Origin of the sequence: Pseudonocardia endophytica, assembly GCF_004339565.1 — a bacterium.
GTDB classification, from domain to species: Bacteria; Actinomycetota; Actinomycetes; order Mycobacteriales; family Pseudonocardiaceae; genus Pseudonocardia; species Pseudonocardia endophytica.
This window is the reverse complement of the sequence record NZ_SMFZ01000002.1, coordinates 2035393-2052942: the sequence shown is the minus strand read 5'-3', so window position 1 is coordinate 2052942 and position 17550 is coordinate 2035393. Positions and strand designations below refer to the sequence as shown.

General features: G+C 74.4%; 20 protein-coding genes. 6 read left to right on the top strand and 14 right to left on the bottom strand.

Annotated features, from left to right (window positions below; translation table 11 throughout):
* Positions 1-35: 35 nt before the first annotated feature.
* Positions 36-908 (bottom strand): NmrA family NAD(P)-binding protein, encoded by an 873-nt coding sequence (locus EV378_RS28455; protein ID WP_132430459.1) that lies wholly within the window; start codon positions 906-908, stop codon positions 36-38.
* A gap of 81 nt (positions 909-989) precedes the next feature.
* On the opposite strand from EV378_RS28455, the gene EV378_RS28450 reads away from it, so the two are divergent.
* A complete protein-coding gene (locus tag EV378_RS28450) occupies positions 990-1664 on the top strand; it encodes a TetR/AcrR family transcriptional regulator (protein WP_132430458.1) in 675 nt (224 codons plus the stop codon).
* Here EV378_RS28450 and EV378_RS28445 read toward each other — a convergent pair whose 3' ends face one another.
* Positions 1665-2915, bottom strand: coding sequence for an acyl-CoA dehydrogenase family protein (locus tag EV378_RS28445; RefSeq protein ID WP_132430457.1), 1251 nt, complete (start codon positions 2913-2915; stop codon positions 1665-1667).
* A gap of 101 nt (positions 2916-3016) precedes the next feature.
* On the opposite strand from EV378_RS28445, the gene EV378_RS28440 reads away from it, so the two are divergent.
* From EV378_RS28440 to EV378_RS28430, 3 genes are read left to right on the top strand one after another with little or no spacing between them, the layout of a single operon-like run.
* Entirely contained in the window at positions 3017-3652 is a 636-nt protein-coding gene (locus tag EV378_RS28440) for a TetR/AcrR family transcriptional regulator (RefSeq protein ID WP_132430456.1), read from the top strand.
* Positions 3649-4971 carry a phosphotransferase family protein gene (locus EV378_RS28435; protein ID WP_132430455.1) on the top strand — a complete coding sequence of 441 codons (1323 nt, stop codon included), beginning with the start codon at positions 3649-3651 and terminating at the stop codon, positions 4969-4971. The genes EV378_RS28440 and EV378_RS28435 overlap by 4 nt, the downstream gene beginning before the upstream one ends.
* Positions 4971-5945: an NADPH:quinone oxidoreductase family protein gene (locus tag EV378_RS28430; RefSeq protein ID WP_132430454.1), complete on the top strand. Its 975-nt coding sequence runs from the start codon at positions 4971-4973 to the stop codon at positions 5943-5945. Before EV378_RS28435 ends, EV378_RS28430 begins: the two co-directional genes overlap by 1 nt.
* On the opposite strand, the gene EV378_RS28425 is transcribed toward EV378_RS28430, so the two are convergent.
* From EV378_RS28425 to EV378_RS28415, 3 genes are all read right to left on the bottom strand, one after another.
* Positions 5942-6322 carry an STAS domain-containing protein gene (locus EV378_RS28425; RefSeq protein ID WP_132430453.1) on the bottom strand — a complete coding sequence of 127 codons (381 nt, stop codon included), beginning with the start codon at positions 6320-6322 and terminating at the stop codon, positions 5942-5944. The two genes, EV378_RS28430 and EV378_RS28425, sit on opposite strands and share 4 nt — an antisense overlap.
* A 214-nt stretch (positions 6323-6536) precedes the next feature.
* The gene (locus EV378_RS28420) at positions 6537-6980 is read right to left on the bottom strand and encodes an STAS domain-containing protein (protein WP_132430452.1); all 444 of its coding nucleotides are present in this window, start codon (positions 6978-6980) and stop codon (positions 6537-6539) included.
* 137 nt (positions 6981-7117) lie between these two features.
* On the bottom strand, positions 7118-7507 hold the full coding sequence (locus EV378_RS28415) for a VOC family protein (protein ID WP_132430451.1): 390 nt from the start codon (positions 7505-7507) through the stop codon (positions 7118-7120).
* Positions 7508-7869: 362 nt separating this feature from the next.
* On the opposite strand from EV378_RS28415, the gene EV378_RS28410 reads away from it, so the two are divergent.
* Positions 7870-10527, top strand: a complete 2658-nt coding sequence (locus EV378_RS28410; protein WP_132430450.1) for a helix-turn-helix transcriptional regulator — start codon at positions 7870-7872, stop codon at positions 10525-10527.
* 143 nt (positions 10528-10670) lie between these two features.
* Here EV378_RS28410 and EV378_RS28405 read toward each other — a convergent pair whose 3' ends face one another.
* The 9 genes from EV378_RS28405 to EV378_RS28365 all read right to left on the bottom strand — a co-directional run bounded on the left by EV378_RS28405 (position 10671) and on the right by EV378_RS28365 (position 16806).
* Positions 10671-11237: a dTDP-4-dehydrorhamnose 3,5-epimerase family protein gene (locus EV378_RS28405; RefSeq protein WP_132430449.1), complete on the bottom strand. Its 567-nt coding sequence runs from the start codon at positions 11235-11237 to the stop codon at positions 10671-10673.
* Positions 11238-11669: 432 nt separating this feature from the next.
* On the bottom strand, positions 11670-12425 hold the full coding sequence (locus EV378_RS28400) for a sulfite exporter TauE/SafE family protein (protein WP_132430448.1): 756 nt from the start codon (positions 12423-12425) through the stop codon (positions 11670-11672).
* Positions 12426-12446: 21 nt separating this feature from the next.
* Positions 12447-12779: a zf-HC2 domain-containing protein gene (locus tag EV378_RS28395; RefSeq protein ID WP_132430447.1), complete on the bottom strand. Its 333-nt coding sequence runs from the start codon at positions 12777-12779 to the stop codon at positions 12447-12449.
* Between the two features lie 77 nt (positions 12780-12856).
* Positions 12857-14164 (bottom strand): hypothetical protein, encoded by a 1308-nt coding sequence (locus EV378_RS28390; protein WP_132430446.1) that lies wholly within the window; start codon positions 14162-14164, stop codon positions 12857-12859.
* Entirely contained in the window at positions 14161-14559 is a 399-nt protein-coding gene (locus tag EV378_RS28385; RefSeq protein ID WP_243653808.1) for a cupredoxin domain-containing protein, read from the bottom strand. Before EV378_RS28385 ends, EV378_RS28390 begins: the two co-directional genes overlap by 4 nt.
* A complete protein-coding gene (locus EV378_RS28380) occupies positions 14556-15491 on the bottom strand; it encodes a hypothetical protein (RefSeq protein WP_132430445.1) in 936 nt (311 codons plus the stop codon). The genes EV378_RS28385 and EV378_RS28380 overlap by 4 nt, the downstream gene beginning before the upstream one ends.
* Positions 15488-15802: an ArsR/SmtB family transcription factor gene (locus EV378_RS28375; RefSeq protein WP_207908884.1), complete on the bottom strand. Its 315-nt coding sequence runs from the start codon at positions 15800-15802 to the stop codon at positions 15488-15490. The genes EV378_RS28380 and EV378_RS28375 overlap by 4 nt, the downstream gene beginning before the upstream one ends.
* Before the next feature lie 17 nt (positions 15803-15819).
* The gene (locus EV378_RS28370; RefSeq protein WP_132430444.1) at positions 15820-16560 is read right to left on the bottom strand and encodes a CbtA family protein; all 741 of its coding nucleotides are present in this window, start codon (positions 16558-16560) and stop codon (positions 15820-15822) included.
* Positions 16561-16590: 30 nt separating this feature from the next.
* Positions 16591-16806, bottom strand: coding sequence for a CbtB domain-containing protein (locus tag EV378_RS28365; protein WP_132430443.1), 216 nt, complete (start codon positions 16804-16806; stop codon positions 16591-16593).
* A 128-nt stretch (positions 16807-16934) separates the two neighbouring features.
* Here EV378_RS28365 and EV378_RS28360 point away from each other — a divergent pair, with 128 nt between their 5' ends.
* Entirely contained in the window at positions 16935-17501 is a 567-nt protein-coding gene (locus EV378_RS28360) for a histidine phosphatase family protein (RefSeq protein WP_243653807.1), read from the top strand.
* The last annotated feature ends 49 nt before the right edge of the window (positions 17502-17550 follow it).

Genomic DNA, 17550 nt, shown 5'->3' with positions numbered 1-17550 from the left:
TTCTCCTCCGGCCGGTCGTCGCCCGCGCGCCGTCGTCACCGTGCGGGTGCGCGGGCCACCACGGACTCCACGTAGGACCGGACCGGTGTCGCGGGGCGGCCGAGGATCCGCTCGAGCGTCGGGTCGGTGACCGCGAACTCGCCCCGGCGCGCGGCCCGGAACATCCCGAGCGTGAACTCGGCCGCGGCGGCGGGCATGCCGCGCTCGACGGCGGAGGCGACCCACTGCCCGTCGTCGACGACGACGCGGTCGATCCGCCGGCCGGTGACGTCGCCCAGGGTGTCTGCGACGGCCGCGAGGTCCAGCGCCTCCGGCGCCGTGAGCGGCGCGGTCACGCCGTCGAGCACACCCGGCTCGGCGAGCGCGACGACGGCCGCGTCGGCCAGGTCGTCGTGCGCCGTCCAGGAGACCGGGCCGTCCTCCGGCAGCGCGAGCAGGCCGGTGTCCAGCGCCTCGTCCAGGTACGTCGCGAGCGTGCTCACGTAGAAGCCGTTGCGCAGCGCGGTGAACGGCACGCCGAGCCCGGCCAGGTGCGCCTCGGTGGCGGCGTGCGTGAGCTGCGGCGCGAACAGCGAGGTCGGTGACGACGCCTGGTGGCTCGTGTAGAGGATCCGGGTCGCCCCGGCGGCACGGGCGGCGTCGATCGCCGCGATGTTGGCCTCGGCCGCGCCGTCCCCGCGGATCGCGGCGGACACCACGAGCACCTGGTCGGCAGCCTGGAACGCGCGTTCCAGCGTGGACGGATCCGTGAAGTCCCCCTCGCGCACACGGACCCCGCGCGCGGCGAGTGCGTCGGCGCTCGCGGCATCGCGCACGCTGACGCCGACCTCCTCCGGGGGCACCCGCTCCAGCAGCCGGTCGACGATCCGGGATCCGAGGCGCCCGGAGGCACCGGTGACGACGATCATGACACTCCTCCGTATCACTGATAACGACACGACGTTATCAGTGAATTTCCAGTGATACCAAGTTACTGTTATCGTCGATACATGACCGAGCGAGCGACGATCGTCGAGGCCGCCACGCAGCTGCTGCGCGAGCACGGCTCCGGTGCGGTCACCACACGCCGGGTCGCGCGGGCCGCCGGCGTGCAGGCCCCGACGATCTACCGCCTGTTCGGCGACAAGGACGGCCTCGTCGACGCCGTCGCCGAGCAGTTGATGGCCGAGCACGTCGCCGCCAAGTCCGCGGCCGAGCCGCTCGACGACCCGGTCGAGGACCTGCGGGCCGGGTGGTTCGGGCACGTCGAGTTCGGGCTGGCGAACCCGGACCTGCACGCCCTGCTGGCCGGCCCGGGACGCACGTCGCCCGCGACCGAGGCGGGCGTCGTCCTGCTGCGCGCCAAGGTCCGCAGGCTGGCCGCCGCTGGCCTGCTGCGCGTCGACGAGGACCGTGCCGTCGCGATGATCCACGCCGCCGGAGCGGGGACCGTGCTCGCGTTGTCCGACATGCCGCCGGACGCCCGCGACCCGAAGCTGGCGGACGCGATGTTCGACGCCGTCTGCGCCGCCGTCCTGACCGACGCCCCGGTGACGCAGGACGGCGGCCCGCGCGCGGTCGCGGTCACGTTCGCCGCGGTGGTGTCCGAGCTGCCGGCGCTGTCCGACGCGGAACGCGCGCTGATGACCGAGTGGGTCGCGCGCGCGCTCCGGCAGATGGGCTGATCAGAGGAACCCGAACAGCTGCCCCGCCACCCGTCGCATCTGGACCTCCTCGGCGCCCTCGGTGATCCGGTAGCGGCGATGGTGGCGGTAGATGTGCTCGAACGGCTCGTGCCGCGAGTACCCGAGCCCGCCGAACACCTGCATCGCGCGGTCTGCCGCCTCGCAGACCAGGCGGTTCGCGCGGTAGTTGCACATCGACACCCGGTGCCCGACGGTCACGGCGGGCACGCCGTCGGCCTTGCAGCGGTCGAGGTCGGCGGCCGTGTCGCGGATCAGCGAGCGCAGCATCTCGGCCTCGGTGTGCAGCTCGACCAGCGGCCACTGGACCGCCTGGCGGGTGGAGAGCGCCCGCCCGAACGTGTGCCGTTCCTTCGCGTACCCGACGGCGCGGTCGATGCAGTACTGCGCGGCGCCCAGCGACGACGCGGCCTGGCGGATCCGGTTCTCGTGCACGAACGTCTGCGCGACGGCGAGCGCGTCGCCCTCGGCACCGAACCGTGCGGAGTCGGGGACCCGGACGTCACGCAGCACGACCTCGCCGTGGTCGGTGGGCATGGTGAACGTCCACCAGTAGAACGGGACCTCGAAGCCGGGCGAGTCCGTCGGGACCAGGAACGCGGTGATCCCGCGCGCCTTGCCGGACTCCCCTGACGTCCTGGCGAAGACCAGGTCGTGGGTCGCGGCGTGGATGCCGGTGTTCCAGCGCTTCGCGCCGTTGATCACCCAGTCGCCGCCGTCGCGGACGGCCGTGGTCTCCAGCCACGTCGCGTCGCTGCCGTGGTCCGGTTCGGACAGTCCGAACGCGATGCCCTTCTCGCCGGTGATGCAGGCCTCGATGAGCTCGGCGCGCTGATCGTCCGTGCCGAACAGGTGCAACAGCTGCGGGAAGATCAGGTTCCCGACGACGGAGTGCTCGTTCTGCAGGTCGTTGTGCAGCCCGAGGCCCTGGTGAGCGAGGTGCTCGCGGATCGCGGCCATCGCCACGTCGGAGCCGTCGCGCCCGCCCAGCTCGGACGGCAGCGCGTAGCGCAGGAACCCGGCGGCGTCGGCGCGGCGGCGGGCTTCGGCGAGCAGCGCCTCCCACTCCGGGCGGGGCAGGCCGTCGTTCTCGAAGTCGGTGCGCGCCCACTCCCTGCGGTGGTCGAAGAACCGCTGGTTGTCGTCCTGTTCCTGCAACGGCGCGATCTCGGCGGCGACGAACGCGTCCAGTTCGGACAGCAGATCGACCACATCGGACGGCAGACCGCTCACGACCCGAACCTCCTTGAACGATCGTTCGACGAACGGTAGATCCGACGAGCTCTGACGTCAACAGACTGTCGAACGATCGTTCAATGATCTACGGTGGACCGATGCCGAGGACACGGACGGTGCCGACCGCCGTCACGCCGAGCGTGCTCACACGCCCGGACGACGAGCCGACGGCCGCCGCGCTGATCGCCGCGGCCGTCGAGACGATGGCCGTACACGGCTACCACGGCACGTCGGTCCGGGACGTCGCGGCGGCGGCCGGGACCAGCCCCGCCGTGCTCTACCACCACTTCGAGTCCAAGCAACGGCTGCTCGTCACGCTGCTCGACCGCGGGCTCGACGTACTGATCGCGGCCACCGAGGAGGCGCTCGACCTGGCCGGGGACGACCCGGCGGAGCGGCTCGGCGCCGTCGTCGGCGCGCACGTCGGGGTGCACCTGGAGTCCCAGCGGGAGAGCCTGATCGGGCAGAGCGAGATCCGCTCGCTGGAGCCCGCCGGACGCGCGCTCGTCGTGACCAAGCGCGACGTGCAGCAGCGCACGTTCGAGCGGGTCGTGCGGGACGGCGTGCGGCGCACGGTGTTCACGACGGCGACGCCGGACGACACGGCGCGCTTCGTCAGCGCGGCGTGCACGTCGGTGGCCGGCTGGTACCGGCCCGGCGGACCTCTGGACGGCCCGACCGTGATCGCCCGCTACCGCGCGATCGCCCTGGACGCCGTGGGGTACCGGCCGTGAGCCCGCACGACGCCGCCCTGGCCTCGGCACTGTCCGATGTGGTCGGCGCGCAGGTCACGAACCTGCGGCGGCTGTCCGCCGGGGCGAGCCGGGAGACGTGGTCGTTCGACGCCGGCGGGCGCGGCCTGGTCCTGCGCCGGGACCCGCCGGGCGTCCCGCGGCCCGTCGAGATGGCCCGCGAGGCGGAGTGCCTGCGCGCGGCCGCGGCGGCAGGTGTCCCGGTGCCGGCGCTCGTCGCGCACGGGAGCGAACCGGTCGGCACCCCGTTCCTGGTGATGGAGCGCGTCGACGGCGAGACGCTGCCGCCACGCCTGCTCCGCGACGACCGGTGGGCGCCGGTCCGGGGGCTGCTGCCGCGCCAGTTCGGCCGGGCGCTCGCCCGCATCCACGCCGTCGATCCGGACGCCGTGCCGTCGTGCACCCGCGTCGAGGACCGGCTGGCGGAGCTGCGGGAGCGCCACGACGCGTTCGGTGAGCCCCGCCCGGCCCTGGAGCTGGCCTTCCGGTGGCTCGACGCGCACCGGCCGGCCGCCGTCGCACCGACGCTCGTGCACGGCGACTTCCGCAACGGCAACGTGATCGTCGACGACGACGGTCTGCGTGCCGTGCTGGACTGGGAGCTCGTGCACGTCGGCGACCCGCGGGAGGATCTCGGCTGGGTGTGCACCCGCGCGTGGCGGTTCGGCTCGCGGGAGCCGGTCGGCGGGTTCGGCGGTCTCGACGAGCTGCTCGACGGCTACGCCGAGGTCGCTGGTCACCGCCCGGATCCGGCTGACGTGCGCTGGTGGCAGGTGTTCGGCAGCGTGCACTGGGCGGTGATCTGCCGGATCCAGACCGAGCGCCACCTGTCCGGTGCCGAGCGGTCGTTGGAGATGGCCGTGCTCGGGCGCCGCGCCGTCGAGTCGGAGTACGACGCGTTGCTGGAGCTCGGGGTGGTCGCGCCCGGCCCCGTCGCCCTCCGGGAGACCGCCGTCGAGGACGGTCCGGACCGCCCCACTCCGGACGAGCTGCTGGACGCGATCGCCGGGTTCCTCACCGACGAGCTGACCACCGACGACCCGCGCAGCCGTTACCTCGCCAAGGTGGCACGCACGGGCGTCGGGATCCTGCGTCGCGAGCGGGCGTCCGGGCCGCGGATCCGGGAGGAGCACCGGGCCCGGCTGGCCGGCATCGGGTGCGCGGACGATGCCGCTCTCGCCACCGGGATCCGGGACGGCACGCTGTCCACGGAGGACGAGACCGTCGTGGACGTCGTACGCCGGGCCGTGCTGGACCGGCTCGCCGTCGCGAACCCGCGCTACGCGGAGAGGGAGCAGTGATGCGCGCCGTACGCGTGACCGGCACCGGCGGACCGGGGGCAGTCGAGGTCGCCGACGTCCCGGAGCCGACACCCGGCCCGGACGAGGTCCTGATCGACGTCGCAGCGGCCGGGGTGAACTTCCCCGACCTGCTGCTGACGCAGGACCGCTACCAGTACAGGCCGGAGCGGCCGTTCACGCTCGGCGGCGAGCTCGCCGGGACCGTGCGCAGCGCACCGGACGGTTCCGGGTTCTCCGCGGGCGACCGGGTCGCGGCGATCACGGCGACCGGCGCGTTCGCCGAGGTCGCCGCCGCCGGGACGACGGCGGTGTTCCCGCTCCCCGACGGCGTCGCGTTCCCGAGCGCGGCGTGCCTGCCGATCAACTACCTGACGATGACGTTCGCGCTGCACACCCGGGGCGGGCTGCGCTCCGGCGAGACCGTGCTGGTGCACGGCGCGGCGGGCGGCATCGGCACGGCCACGATCCAGCTCGCGGCGGCGCTCGGCGCGCGGGTGATCTCGGTGGTGTCGACACCGGAGAAGGCGGAGTTCGTGCGCGGCGTCGGCTCGCACGAGGCGGTGCCGGCCGACGGTTTCCGGGACGCCGTGCGGGAGCTGACCGACGGCGCAGGCGTGGACATGGTCGTCGACCCGGTCGGCGGGGACCGGTTCACGGACTCGCTGCGCAGCCTCGCCCCGCTCGGGCGCCTGCTGGTGATCGGGTTCACCGCGGGCGACATCCCGACGGTGAAGGTGAACCGGCTGCTGCTGAACAACGTCGACGTCCGCGGCGTCGGCTGGGGCGCGTACGCGAACCCGCGGCCCGGCTACCAGCGCCGCGAGTGGGACGAGCACCTGCTCCCGCACGTCCGCTCCGGTGCGGCCGACCCACCGATCCAAGAGATCGTCGGGCTGGACCGGGCCGGTGGGGCCGTCGCCGCGCTCGGAGAGCGGGGCGTGCTCGGCAAGCTCGTCGTCGAGCCGGGGCGCTAACGGCTCAGCAGGTCGTCGGACCACGGCGCGCCGCGGAGCACCTGCGCGCGGAACAGCCGTTGCAGCAGGGGGTGGTTCGCGCCGCCCGCGAGGTGCAGGGCGGTACCGCGGTGCGTCGCGCGCCGGTCCAGCTCGAGCAGGGCCCGCACGCCACTGGGCGTGAGCGGCTCGACGCCGCGCAGGTCGATCACGACGTGGAGCACCTCGCCGGTCGGGTCACCGACGTGGACGTCGAGAGCCAGCACGGTGTCCTCGTCCAGCACGCCGGACGGCCGTACGACGAGCACCGTCGGCAACGGGCGGTGGACGGCGACGGTGATGCGCGCCGGAGCGCCCGAGTGCGCGGGGCGCTCGGGAAGTCGAACGGGATCGCCCACGAACACCGTCCCCGGGACAGGCCGTCTCGAGTGACGACGGCGGGCCGACGAACCGGGGCTTCGGGTCTGAACCCCATCACGGCGGGTCCCGCCCCGGGCGGGGCGACACCGGACCGCCGGACGACATTCCCACCGGCTCCCGGGGCTGTCCACTCGGAGCAGCGCGCCGCGCCGGTCCCGCGTCGTGGCCGACCGGCGGGCCGGTCGTCGCTCGTCAGACCGGGACGGCCGTCCGCTGCTCGACCGGGGTGCGCGGTTCCGGGAAGTCGACGGCGACCGGACGCGGAGTGTGGGCGGCGATCGCGGCCTCGGCCGTCGGGAACGTGCGGTGCTCGGTCAGCGCCTGCTGCACGGCCAGCGGCAGCAAGGCCCTGCGCCCGCCGCATCCGGTGAGGCACAACGCGAACCCTCCCCGCCGAGCCCGGTCGCGTGCGTGCGCGAGATCGCGGAACGCGACGGCGTCGAACGTGGTCACGCCGTCGACGTCGACGAGGACGGCGGCCAGCGACCGGCGGCCGTGCCGCACCAGTTCGGCCTGCGCGTCGATCAGGCGCAGCAGCGCGGCCGCCGCGCCGCGATCGAGGACGCCGTTCGCCCGGATCAGCACGACCCGCTCGTGTGGTCGTTCCACCGTGACCTGGACCTGCCGACCGAGCATGGGTTCGACGACCTCCTGCAGCGCTTCGTGTGCATATCGCTACCCAGAGCATCGAGGCGACCGCGATGTCCGTTCCCGCACCGGACCCGGCCGTCGGTGAGCGGTCGTCCGGACCGATTCCGAACGGCGGTGAGCGGTCAGGGACGGCGGGCCGCGAGGACGCAGAACTCGTTGCCCTCGGGATCGGCGAGCACCACCCAGCTCACGTCGTCGCCCTGGCCGACGTCGACGCGCCGGGCGCCGAGCCCGAGCAGGCGCCGGACCTCGTCGGCCTGGTCCCGGTCGGTCGGGTTGACGTCGATGTGCAGCCGGTTCTTGACGGTCTTGCCCTCCGGGACGGGAGCGAACGTGAACGACGGCGGCACCGGCCCGGAGTGCTCCTCGTCCTGCGGCGCCGACGGAGGGCCGACGACGACGAGGCCGTCCTCGGAGTCCAGCACCTCGTAGCCCAGCACCGCGCACCAGAACCGGGCGAGGCTCGCCGGGTCGACGCAGTCGATCGCGAGCTCGGTGAACTTGCTGGTCACGATCGACAGCCTGCCCTGGCCCCGATCGCCGGCCAACCTCATTTCCGTCCGGTCGCCGTGCTGTCGCGCCATGATCGTCGGAAGTGGCGGTTCCGCGCCGGACTCGGCGTGTTCCGACCACTCGGCCCGATCACGCGCGCAGTCGCTCGATATCGAGCACGTCCGGTAGGTCCGCCCCCAGCGCCACTAGTGCCGCATCGCGAAACGTCCGGCACCGATCTCGGATGCCCAGGCGCCCGCAGGCGGCGTTGCCGCCCTTGCGAAGACGCCCGGTATGAGCTGCGGGCGGCGCCGTGCCTGCGAACGCCTGGATCCGCCGGTTCCGGCACCAACGTTGCGCGACACGGCACTAGATTGGGCCGGTGGCCTCCCGACCGTCCCGGCTCGTGGGGCGCGACGACGTCGTCGCGGCCCTGCGGTCGCGGCTGTCCGCGGTCGTCGACGGCGGGCCCGGCATGGTGACCGTGCACGGCGTCGCGGGCGTGGGCCGGACGGCCCTGCTCGACGAGCTCGCCGAGGCCCACGACGGGCCGGTGCTGCGTGCGCGGGCGGCGGACTGGGAGACCGGCTGCGCGTACGGCGTGCTGTCCCAGCTCGTCGGCGACGAGGTCGCGGGCGATGCGTTCGCGGCGGCGCGACAGCTGGTCGAGAGCGTGGTCGACGGGTCGGACGCTCCGACGCTCGTGCTCGTCGACGACGCGCACGTCGCCGACGCCGCGTCGCTGCACGCGCTCGACACGGCCGTCGCGCACCACCCGCGGGCGGCGATGCTCGTGGTGTTCTCCGCCCGGCGGACGGAGGAACCCGGTCCGCACGACGTGCGGCTCGGCGGGCTGACGGCCCCGCAGGTGGCGGAGCTGGCCGCCGCGTCCGGACGGGCGCTGGGCGACCTCGCCGCGGAACGGCTGCGCCGGCACACCGGCGGGATCCCGAGGCACGTCCTCGCGCTGCTCGACGAGGTGCCGGACGAGCAGTGGGCCGACCCGTACGTCCGGTTGCCCGCCCCGGCAGCCGTCGCCGCCGTCGTGCGGCCGACGCTGGAGGCCTGCTCGCCCGGTGCCGCCGCGATCGTGGCCGCCGTCGCCGCCCTCGGGGAGGCCGCAGAACTGCACGAGGTCGCGTCCGTCGCCGGCCTGGACCATGACCGGGAAGACGTGTTCGGCCCGCTCGACGAGGCCGCCAGGGCCGGGCTCGTGAACCGGGCGGGCGGACGGCGCGGGCCGATGGCGACGACACCCGACCCGATGGTCCGCGCGGCCGTGCTCGACCACATCGGCCCGGCCCGCGCCGCGGCCGTCCGGTGCCGGGCGGCCGAGGTCGTCACCGACCCGGCCCGCAGCCTGCGCTACCGGGCCGCGGCGACACCGGGACGCGACGACGCGCTGGCCGGACACCTGGACACCCAGGCCGCGCGGGCGGCGGCGAACGGCGCGTGGAGTGCCGTCGCGGCACTGCTGGCCGACGCCGCCCGGCTCACCCCGGCCGCCGAGCTGCGCGAGGAACGCCTCGTCAGATCCGTGGACGCGCTCGTCGGCGCCGGGGAGGTCCGGGACGCCGGTGCGATGCTGCCCGCTGTCGAGAGCGCGCCGGAGAGTCCGCTACGCGAGGCGGTGCTCGGCTACCTCGCCGTCAACCGCGGGCACGCCGCGGAGGCACGGAGCAGGCTGGACCGCGCGTGGAAGCTCGTCGACGCACTGGCCGACCCGAACACGGCCGCGATGATCGCGACCCGGCACGTGCTGGACGCGCTGGCCCGCGGGCACGGCGGTGACCTCGTGCGATGGGCCGACCGCGTCGCCGGGCTGGCCGTGCCCGGGGCGCCCGCGGCCGTCGAGGCGGCCGTCGTCCGTCCACTCGGGACGGCCGCGTCCGGGCGGCTCGTCGAGGCCGCCGAGGAGTACCGGGCCGTCGCCGCGTCGATCCCGCACGGCCCGCAGACCCAGCGCGTGACGATGGGGCGGGGCTGGCTGGACGTCGTCGGCGACGACGTCGACGAGGCCCGTTTCGCGCTGGCGAGCGCCGTGCCGAACGCGCCGCTCGGCGGGTCGTCGCGGATCTCGTTGTGGGCGTTGGGCTGGCTGGCGCGGGCCCGGTTCCTGTGCGGAGAGTGGCGGCTCGCACTGTCCGTCGTGGACCAGGGCAGGGCGCTGGCCACCCGTACCGGGATCGTGCTCGCCACCCCGCTGCTGGAGTGGACCGCGGCGCAGATCCACGCGATGCGCGGCGACCGCGACCGGGCCGAGGAGGCGATGCTGCGGGGCGAGGCCGGGCCGCTGGACTACGAGGTCATGCGGATCCCGAGCCTTCTGGCCCGCGCGCAGGTGGCCGAGATCGGGGCCGATCACGCCCGCGTCGTGCGCAGGTTGGAGCCGCTCACCCGGCTCCCGCCGGACGGCACCGTCGGCGAGCCCGGCTGGTGGCCGTGGGCGGACGCGTACGCGAACGCGCTGGTGGTGCTCGGGCGCACGGGCGAGGCGGACGCGTTCCTGCGACCGCACGAGGAGCTCGCCGCCTCGCGCGGCCACCGGTCGACGCAGGCCCGCCTGGGGTACGCGCGCGGCCGATGGCACGGCGCCACCGGCGACGTCGACGCGGCCCGCACGGCGTTCGAGACCGCGCTCGGGCATCTCGACGGCCTGCCGCTGCGCTACGACCGGGCCCGGATCGGGCTCGCGTTCGGGCAGACCCTGCGCCACACCGGACGGCGCCGCGAGGCCGACCCGGTCCTGCTGGAGGCCCGCGAGCAGTTCGAGGCGCTCGGCTCGGTCGTGCACGTCGGGCGCTGCGACCGCGAGCTGCGGGCAGGCACCCGAGAGGACCGCGACGAACCCGGCGGCGGTCCGGAGCTCACGCCGCAGGAGTCCGCCGTGACCGACCTCGTCGCAGGTGGCCTGACGAACCGCGAGGTGGCCGCCGAGCTGCACGTGACGATCAAGACCGTGCAGTACCACCTGACCCGCGTCTACACGAAGCTCGGCGTGCGCTCGCGCTCCGAGCTGGCGGCCCGGCGCCGGGCCTGAGCCCAGGAGCCGCGTCGACCGGCGTTCGACGGGCCCCTCGGCGACCCGTGGTCGAACAGCCGTGATCAGCTGCCGCCCGGTGCTTCCCGCAGGTGATCCGGGTCGTCGCGCAGCTCCGGCGGTCCGGCCGGGCCGCCGCGGCCCTACGCGGGAATCCGGTCGGGGCGGCCGGTGAGCTGGACCCGCAGGTCGCGCCAGCTGCCTGCGCCGCGGTCCTTGGGGCTGATCACGGTGGGCGGGAGCGGCCAGCGGATGTCCAGGTCCGGGTCGTCCCAGCGCACCGACACGTCCTCGGTGGGGTCGTGCTCGGCGTCGATGCGGTAGCAGGTGTCGACCGTCTCGGTGAGCGCCTGGAAGCCGTGCAGGCAGCCGGCCGGGATGTGGAGCTGGTGCATGTCGACGTCGTCGAGGCGGAACGTGGCGACCCGCCCGAACGTCGGCGATCCGGGACGGGCGTCGACGACGACGTCGAACATCGCGCCGTGGGCGCACCGCACGAGCTTCGCCTCGCCGCTGCCGGTCCGGCCGTGCATGCCGCGGACGACGCCGCACATCGAGCGCGACTGGGAGTCCTGGACGAAACGCGACGCGTCGATGCCGTGCCGCAGCGCCACGGAGGTGTCGAACGTCAGGGCGCGGGAGCCGTCCACCCCGATCGCCGATGGCACGAGGAGCAGCACGCCGTCGATCACCGTCCGGTGAACCTGCACTGAAACCAGACCTCCCGGACGAATGGTGGATCCACCCTGCGTGAACCCCGCACGACGATCGGACCATCTTCGTCCTGTGGTTTCGCTGAGCGCGTGCTCCGACCAGGTGAGCCCGCGGGGTCGGAGATCACAGCACCCCCCGTTGCGCCCCCTTTCCGTCACGCTCAGGAGATCGGTCGCCGACGATCGGTGAACGGCAATTCGCGGCGCGTGCCCTCGAGAGAACGCGCGACCGACCGGGACGAGCACGTGACCGGGCGGACGCGTCCGCCGGATCAGCGCGCGGCGGCCGAACCGGACCGCGTCCACCGGATCAGCGTGCGTCCACCGGATCAGCGTGCGTCCGCCGGATCAGCGTGCGTCCGCCGGATCAGCGCGTGCCATGGGTCGGCGCACGTCCCTCGCGCCGGCAGCGCGGGAGGACCGACCAGGTCAGCCGTGCAGGGCCAGGTAGGGCGCCAGCGCCAGGAGGACCACGATCAGGACGGTCTTCAACGTCCGGGTCGGGAGGGCCCGCGCGATCCTCCAGCCGACCAGCACCCCGGCCAGCTCCGGGATGCCGACGAGTGCGGCCAGGCCCCAGTCGATCGACCCGTTCGCGAGGTACCCGACCGTGCCGACGCCGGCGATCACGATCGACTGGACCTGCGCCGCCGCCAGCGACTCCAGCACCGGCGTGCCGAGCGCGATCAGCAGCGGCACGGTCAGCATCGGCCCTCCGATGCCGACGATCCCGCTCGCGACGGCGACGGCGAGCCCGATCCCGCCGATCGTGACGGGATGCGGGTGCGGACGCGACGACGCCGACGGGTGGGCCTCGCGGTACCAGAGCAGCAGCGCCACGACGACCACGAACGCGGCCAGGACCAGGCCGAACACGCGCGTCGAGACCAGGCCGTTGACCAGCACCCCGACCGGCGTGCCGATCACCGCGGTCCCGACCAGCACGAGCGCCGTGCGGCGGATCGCCGGCTCGCGCAGGTGCCCGGACCGCCGGTAGGCCGCCGCGCCGAGGGCGCCGGTCGCGACGTGCGTGACGATCGCCGTGCCCGCCACCTGCGACGGCGCCAGGTCGGTCAGCGTGAACAGAGCGATCGTCGGCAGCACGCCGCCGGGGCCGAGCGCGGTGATCCCGATGCCGCCGAGGAGGCCGGCCAGCGCCAGCAGCACGAGCACCGGGACCGTCACGCCCGGATCGTCACACGGGCGTCAGGCGGCGGCGTGGCAGCGGCACGCCCGTCCGTGCTGGCAACCGCACGAGCAGTCGGGGGAACATCCGCACGTCGCATTGCCGACCGGGCGCAGGTGCGGGCGCCGCGGGGCGCACACCGGGACGTCGATCCGCAGGTGGTCGCCGGTCACCGGGGGCGCGTCGCCTGCCCGGCGGCGGGTCAGCTCGTCCAGCTCACGCGCGGCCGTGGCGAACTCGCGGCACGGAGCGCACCGGTCCAGGTGGTTGTCGACGATCAACCGGTCCCGCGGCTCGTCCTCGCCGTCGAGGCCCGCCGACACGGCCTCACGACATCGCTGGCACCCGTTCATGTCCGAGCAGTCGTCCCGGTGATCGCGATGGTTCCCATGGATCGCAGTGTCGCAGGAACGCGGCGCGCCGGCACGGATCAGGGGGCCAGCACCAGCGCGACGGCACCGCACGTGAGCACGACCATCGCCCCGAGCATCGGGTACTGCATGCGCTGTGCGGAACGAGGCGGGTAGAGCCGCAGCGCCCGCTCGTGGGCGGCGACGGCGGCGGCGACGTGCCCGAGCACGATCGCGAGGAGCTGGACGGCGGCGATCGCGCCGACCCCGACGACCGTGTAGTCGACGGCGCGGCCCGCCGTGCCGAACAGGTCCGCCCCGGTTCCCCACGGGTCACTGGCCAGCACGAACGGCAACTGCCCGTCGAACACGAGCAGGGAGAAGTAGTGCGCGACGGCGTACCCGGCCGCGATCGGGACGATCGTGTGCGCGAACGCGACCGGCACCGGCGCGCGGTCGGCCGGGCGGGACGGCTCCGTGCGCCACGTGCCGGCGAGCCACAGCCCGACGACGACGGCGGTCACCCCGGCGAACCCGAGCGTGCCCCACAGCGGGCTGCGCGGCACGGCGTCCGTCCACAGCGACGAGCGGGACAGCCCGTCGAACGCCGTCGTCCCGACGAGCACGAGGACGACGGCCGCCAGGCCCGGCTGCGGCCGGACGGCCTCCAGCCCGTCGAGCGGGTTGCGGAGCACGAGCCGGCCGTCGGCGCGACGACCGAGCGGGGACAGCGCGGCGAGGAGCGTGGACCAGATCTCGAAACCGTCGGCGCGCGCGAACCACGTCCGTCCGCAGAGGACACCACCGGCCAGCTGGACGACGGCGTAGCCGGTGAGCACACCCGCGACGAGACGGGGGTCGGACGGCTCCGGCGCGACCAGCTCCAGCCAGCCGAACAGCGCGAGCGCCACGGCGGCGGGCCACAGGCCGATCCGCGGGGGGAGCGCGACGATGCCGCGCTCCGGGTCGACGCGCAGCAGGCGGGCCAGGCCGGCGTGCAGCGTGCGCAGCGGGTTGAGCACCTTCCAGACCCGTCCGAACAGGACGGACACGGGCACCAGCCCGACCCAGAACGTCACGTAGAACACCCAGGGCGCGAGATTGTCCGGTGTGGACGGCGGTCCGGTGAACCCGACCGCGACGACGAGCAGTGCCACGAGCAGTACGACGGCGCGCAGCACGCCCCGGGTCACGCGCGAGTCGATCACGGCGGCGAGAGCGGACGGCAACGGGCGCCCGCCCTCGGCGCCGGTCAGCCGCGGCGCCCGCCACAGGACGCCCAGCAGCACGAACGTCCCGACCAGCACGACGCCCGCGGCGGCGGCCGCGTACTCGACGGGGACCGGCAGGTCACCGCGGGTCCCGACGCCGTGGGCCGGGACGCTCACCGGACCTGCAGCGTGGCCAGCGTGTCGCCGGAGTGGTGGAACTCCAGCTCGAACTCCCCGGGGACGTCCGCGGTGAACTCGAGCGTCGCTGTGCCGCCCGCCGGGATCAGGGCCTCCTTGTCGTAGCCGTGCAGGTGGACCTCCTCGGCCTCGTCGGACGTCACCTGGATCCGCACCTCGCGGCCGGCCGGGACGGCGACCGTGCCGGTGTCGCCGGTCACCTGTCCGCCCTTCGCGACGATCCGCAGCGTCTGCACGGCCTCGGCCGCGGGTGCGGGCGCCGGCGCCTGGGCGGAGGCGGGCGCGGGGGCCGCCGGGGTGTGCTGGTGCGGGGCCGAGGCGCATCCGGCGGCGACGAGCAGGGCGGCGAGAGGGATCAGGAGACGCGAGATCAACGGTGTTCCTCCGGGACGGGGGTGGGGGCGGGCTCCTGGTCGAGGTCGTCCGGGGTCATGGCGCGCAGCACGGCGAAGCCGGTCAGGAACAGGCCGGCGCCGATGCCGACGGCAGCGACCGTCGCGACCCGGTCGAGCGCGGGATCCCAGCCGTAGGGCAACACGGCACGGACGAAGCTGCCGGTGTCGAACACGGTCACGAGCGCGAGCACGGCGCCGCCGAGCGAGGACAGCAGCAGTCCCCACTGCACGCGCACGACCGTCAGCACGGCGCCGACCAGCACGACGACCCACGCGCCGACACCGATCCCGGCCGTCCCGAACACGGTGGGCCAGTACGCGGCGTCGACCGGGACGAGCGCGGACCCGAGCACGTGCACCAGGTGGGCGACGACCGCGGCGAGCGCCAGCACCGCGATGCCGAGCGCCGCACCACGACGGGTGGGCGCACGGGAGCCGAGCAGGGCGGTCGCGGCAGCGACGACGACCGTCGCGACCCACCAGGCCCATCCGGCCGGTGCGGGCGGCCAGACCGTCTCGCCACGCAGCGTGACCGCCTCGGACCCGACGAACAGCGGTACCGACCACGCCACCGGCGCGCCGTCCGCCGGCCGCTGCGTGGAGACGACGACCCGCCGGTCCGCCCAGTGGTCGCGTCCGCCCGGTGCGACGGTCGGTTCCTCGACGACGGCCAGCCCGTCCGGTGGGAGCACCCGCACCGTCTCCGTCGTGGCGTTCACGATCTGGAACCGGGCGCCGCCCTCGACGACCGTGACGGTCAGGCCGGGCACCGGCGGGTCGAGCGCGAGGACCCGTGGCAGGGACGCCTCCGCGGACAGCCCTGCGCTGTGCGCGGACGCCGGACCGGCGGACAGACCGAGCAGGACCAGCACGCCCACCACGACCGTGGCGAACCGGGTGAGGCGGATCATGGGTCGGTGTCCAGGGCCTTCGTTCTGTCGGTCCCGGTGGCCGGGATGTGGTCGAGCAGCGCCGCGACGGTGTCGTCGGTCAGGCGGTAGAGCCGCGACTGGCCGTCGCGCGTGGTGTCGACCGTCCCGTAGACACGCAGCACGCGGAGTGCGTGCGAGACGGTCGTCGGCTTCAGCTCGGTCCGGTCGGCGAGATCACCGACCGAGATCGGGCCCTCGCGGTGGATGAGCCGGAGCAGGCGGAGCCGGTTGAGGTCGCCGAGCACGGCGAACCGGTCCGCCCACTCCTGGTCGTGACTCTTTCCGGGCACGACGCCGATGGTGCCCGTCAGAGCTGCCCGGCCTCCACCGACGCCCGGCCGGCCCGTCGCGCGCTCCCGTCGACGAGCGCGCCGAACAGCAGTCCGATCACGGCCCAGAGCACGACGTGGATGCCGAGCGTGGACAGGCGGAAGTCGTACAGCACGACGGCCGGGAAGTCCTGCGGTGTCTCGGCGATCGTCGGCAGCAGCGCGCCGACGATTCCGATCACGACCGCATAGCCGACGACGGCGAGCAGCACGCCGTTCCACGTGCCGAACCGCGCGACGAGCCTGCGGCCCACCCAGACCGCCGCGACGGCCACCGCCACCGACAGCAGGACCATCAGCACGTAGGTGCCGGTCCGCGTGCCGATCGTGTCGTCGTCGCTGGAGGCGGGCGGGTTCGACGGGTACTTCAGGAACGGCACCAGGATCACCACGACGAACCCGACCAGCGCCAGGACGGCCGACGTGGCCCGCGGGCTCAGCCGCCCGATCCGGCCGTACACCGCGGCGTAGACGAGCGCGAAGATCCCCCCGATCGCGATGCCGTAGATCAGCACGCCGACGCCGAGCCCGAGCGTGCTCTGGATCCCCCGGCTGACCAGGGGCTCCTCACCCGCTTCGCCGGACGCCGCGGACACCATGTCCTCGTAGGCGATGCCGCCGTCCAGCGCCGGCTCACCGACCAGGTACGCGAACACCCAGGCCAGGACGGCCGCGGCCAGCCCGGACAGCATGCCGCGGACCAGCAGGGTCCTCACCATCGTCTCTGTCCCTCCTCCGAACCGGCGCGACTAGTGGCAGGGGAAACCGAGCAGGTGGCGGCCGTCGTGCACGAACTCGTGGATCATCGAGCCCGAGAACAACGACGTCGCACCCTGATCCATCCCGACCAGGTACAGCAACGCCAACAGGATCACTCCGGCGAACACCGCCCACGGCACGAGCTCCCGCAACGGGACGACCGGCAACGCCGGAGAGGACGGAACGGGAAAGGCAGCCTGCGACACGGGGAGACCTCCGATGGATGTGGCAACGTCTGAATAGATACTCAGATGAGTAGGGTCCGCAGATGGACCGTTCGTGTCAAGAGGGACCGGTGTCACATGTCGAATCCGGTCCGGGAAGGTCGGCGGTTGTGCCCGGATCGACCCGTCTGACGCTGCTCGTCCACGGCTCGACGCGGGCGACGGCGGAGGCCGCCTTCCCGGCGGACGACGCGCTCGAGGACCGGGCGCGGACCCTGGCGTCGGCGGTACTCCTCCCCCGCGCCGACCACCTGGTCCGCGGCCCGGAACGGGCGTGCGGCGAGACGTGCGACGCGACCGGCGCCGCCGACGTCGTCGTCGACGACGACCTGCGCGGATGGGACGCCGGCCGGTGGAGCGGGCGGACGCTGGACGAGCTCGCGGCCGAGGACCCCTCCGGGCTGCAGGCCTGGCTCACCGACCCCGCCGCCGCACCGCACGGCGGCGAGTCGCTGACCGCCCTGCTCGAACGGGTGGAGCGCTGGCTGGCCGACCGGCCCGCCGGACACACGCTCGCCGTCTGCGGGCCCGCGGTGCCGCGCGCCGCCGTCGTCGTCGCGATGGGGGCGCCCGCGACGGCGTTCTGGCGCGTCGACGCCGCGCCGCTCACCGTCACCGACCTGCGCGGAGGCCCGTCGCGCTGGACCGTGCGGGCGACCGGCCGGGCACCGGCGTGATGCCGGTACCCCCTAAGGGTATAGTTGAGGTCGATCGAGGAGGGACGCG

Coding starts and splice junctions, on each gene's coding strand:
- EV378_RS28395 (WP_132430447.1), bottom strand. CDS start 12,779: ATGAACGGGTGCCAGCGATGTCGTGAGGCCGTGTCGGCGGGCCTCGAC.
- EV378_RS28455 (WP_132430459.1), bottom strand. CDS start 908: ATGATCGTCGTCACCGGTGCCTCCGGGCGCCTCGGATCCCGGATCGTC.
- EV378_RS28380 (WP_132430445.1), bottom strand. CDS start 15,491: ATGATCCGCCTCACCCGGTTCGCCACGGTCGTGGTGGGCGTGCTGGTC.
- EV378_RS28440 (WP_132430456.1), top strand. CDS start 3,017: ATGCCGAGGACACGGACGGTGCCGACCGCCGTCACGCCGAGCGTGCTC.
- EV378_RS28370 (WP_132430444.1), bottom strand. CDS start 16,560: ATGGTGAGGACCCTGCTGGTCCGCGGCATGCTGTCCGGGCTGGCCGCG.
- EV378_RS28450 (WP_132430458.1), top strand. CDS start 990: ATGACCGAGCGAGCGACGATCGTCGAGGCCGCCACGCAGCTGCTGCGC.
- EV378_RS28430 (WP_132430454.1), top strand. CDS start 4,971: ATGCGCGCCGTACGCGTGACCGGCACCGGCGGACCGGGGGCAGTCGAG.
- EV378_RS28420 (WP_132430452.1), bottom strand. CDS start 6,980: ATGCTCGGTCGGCAGGTCCAGGTCACGGTGGAACGACCACACGAGCGG.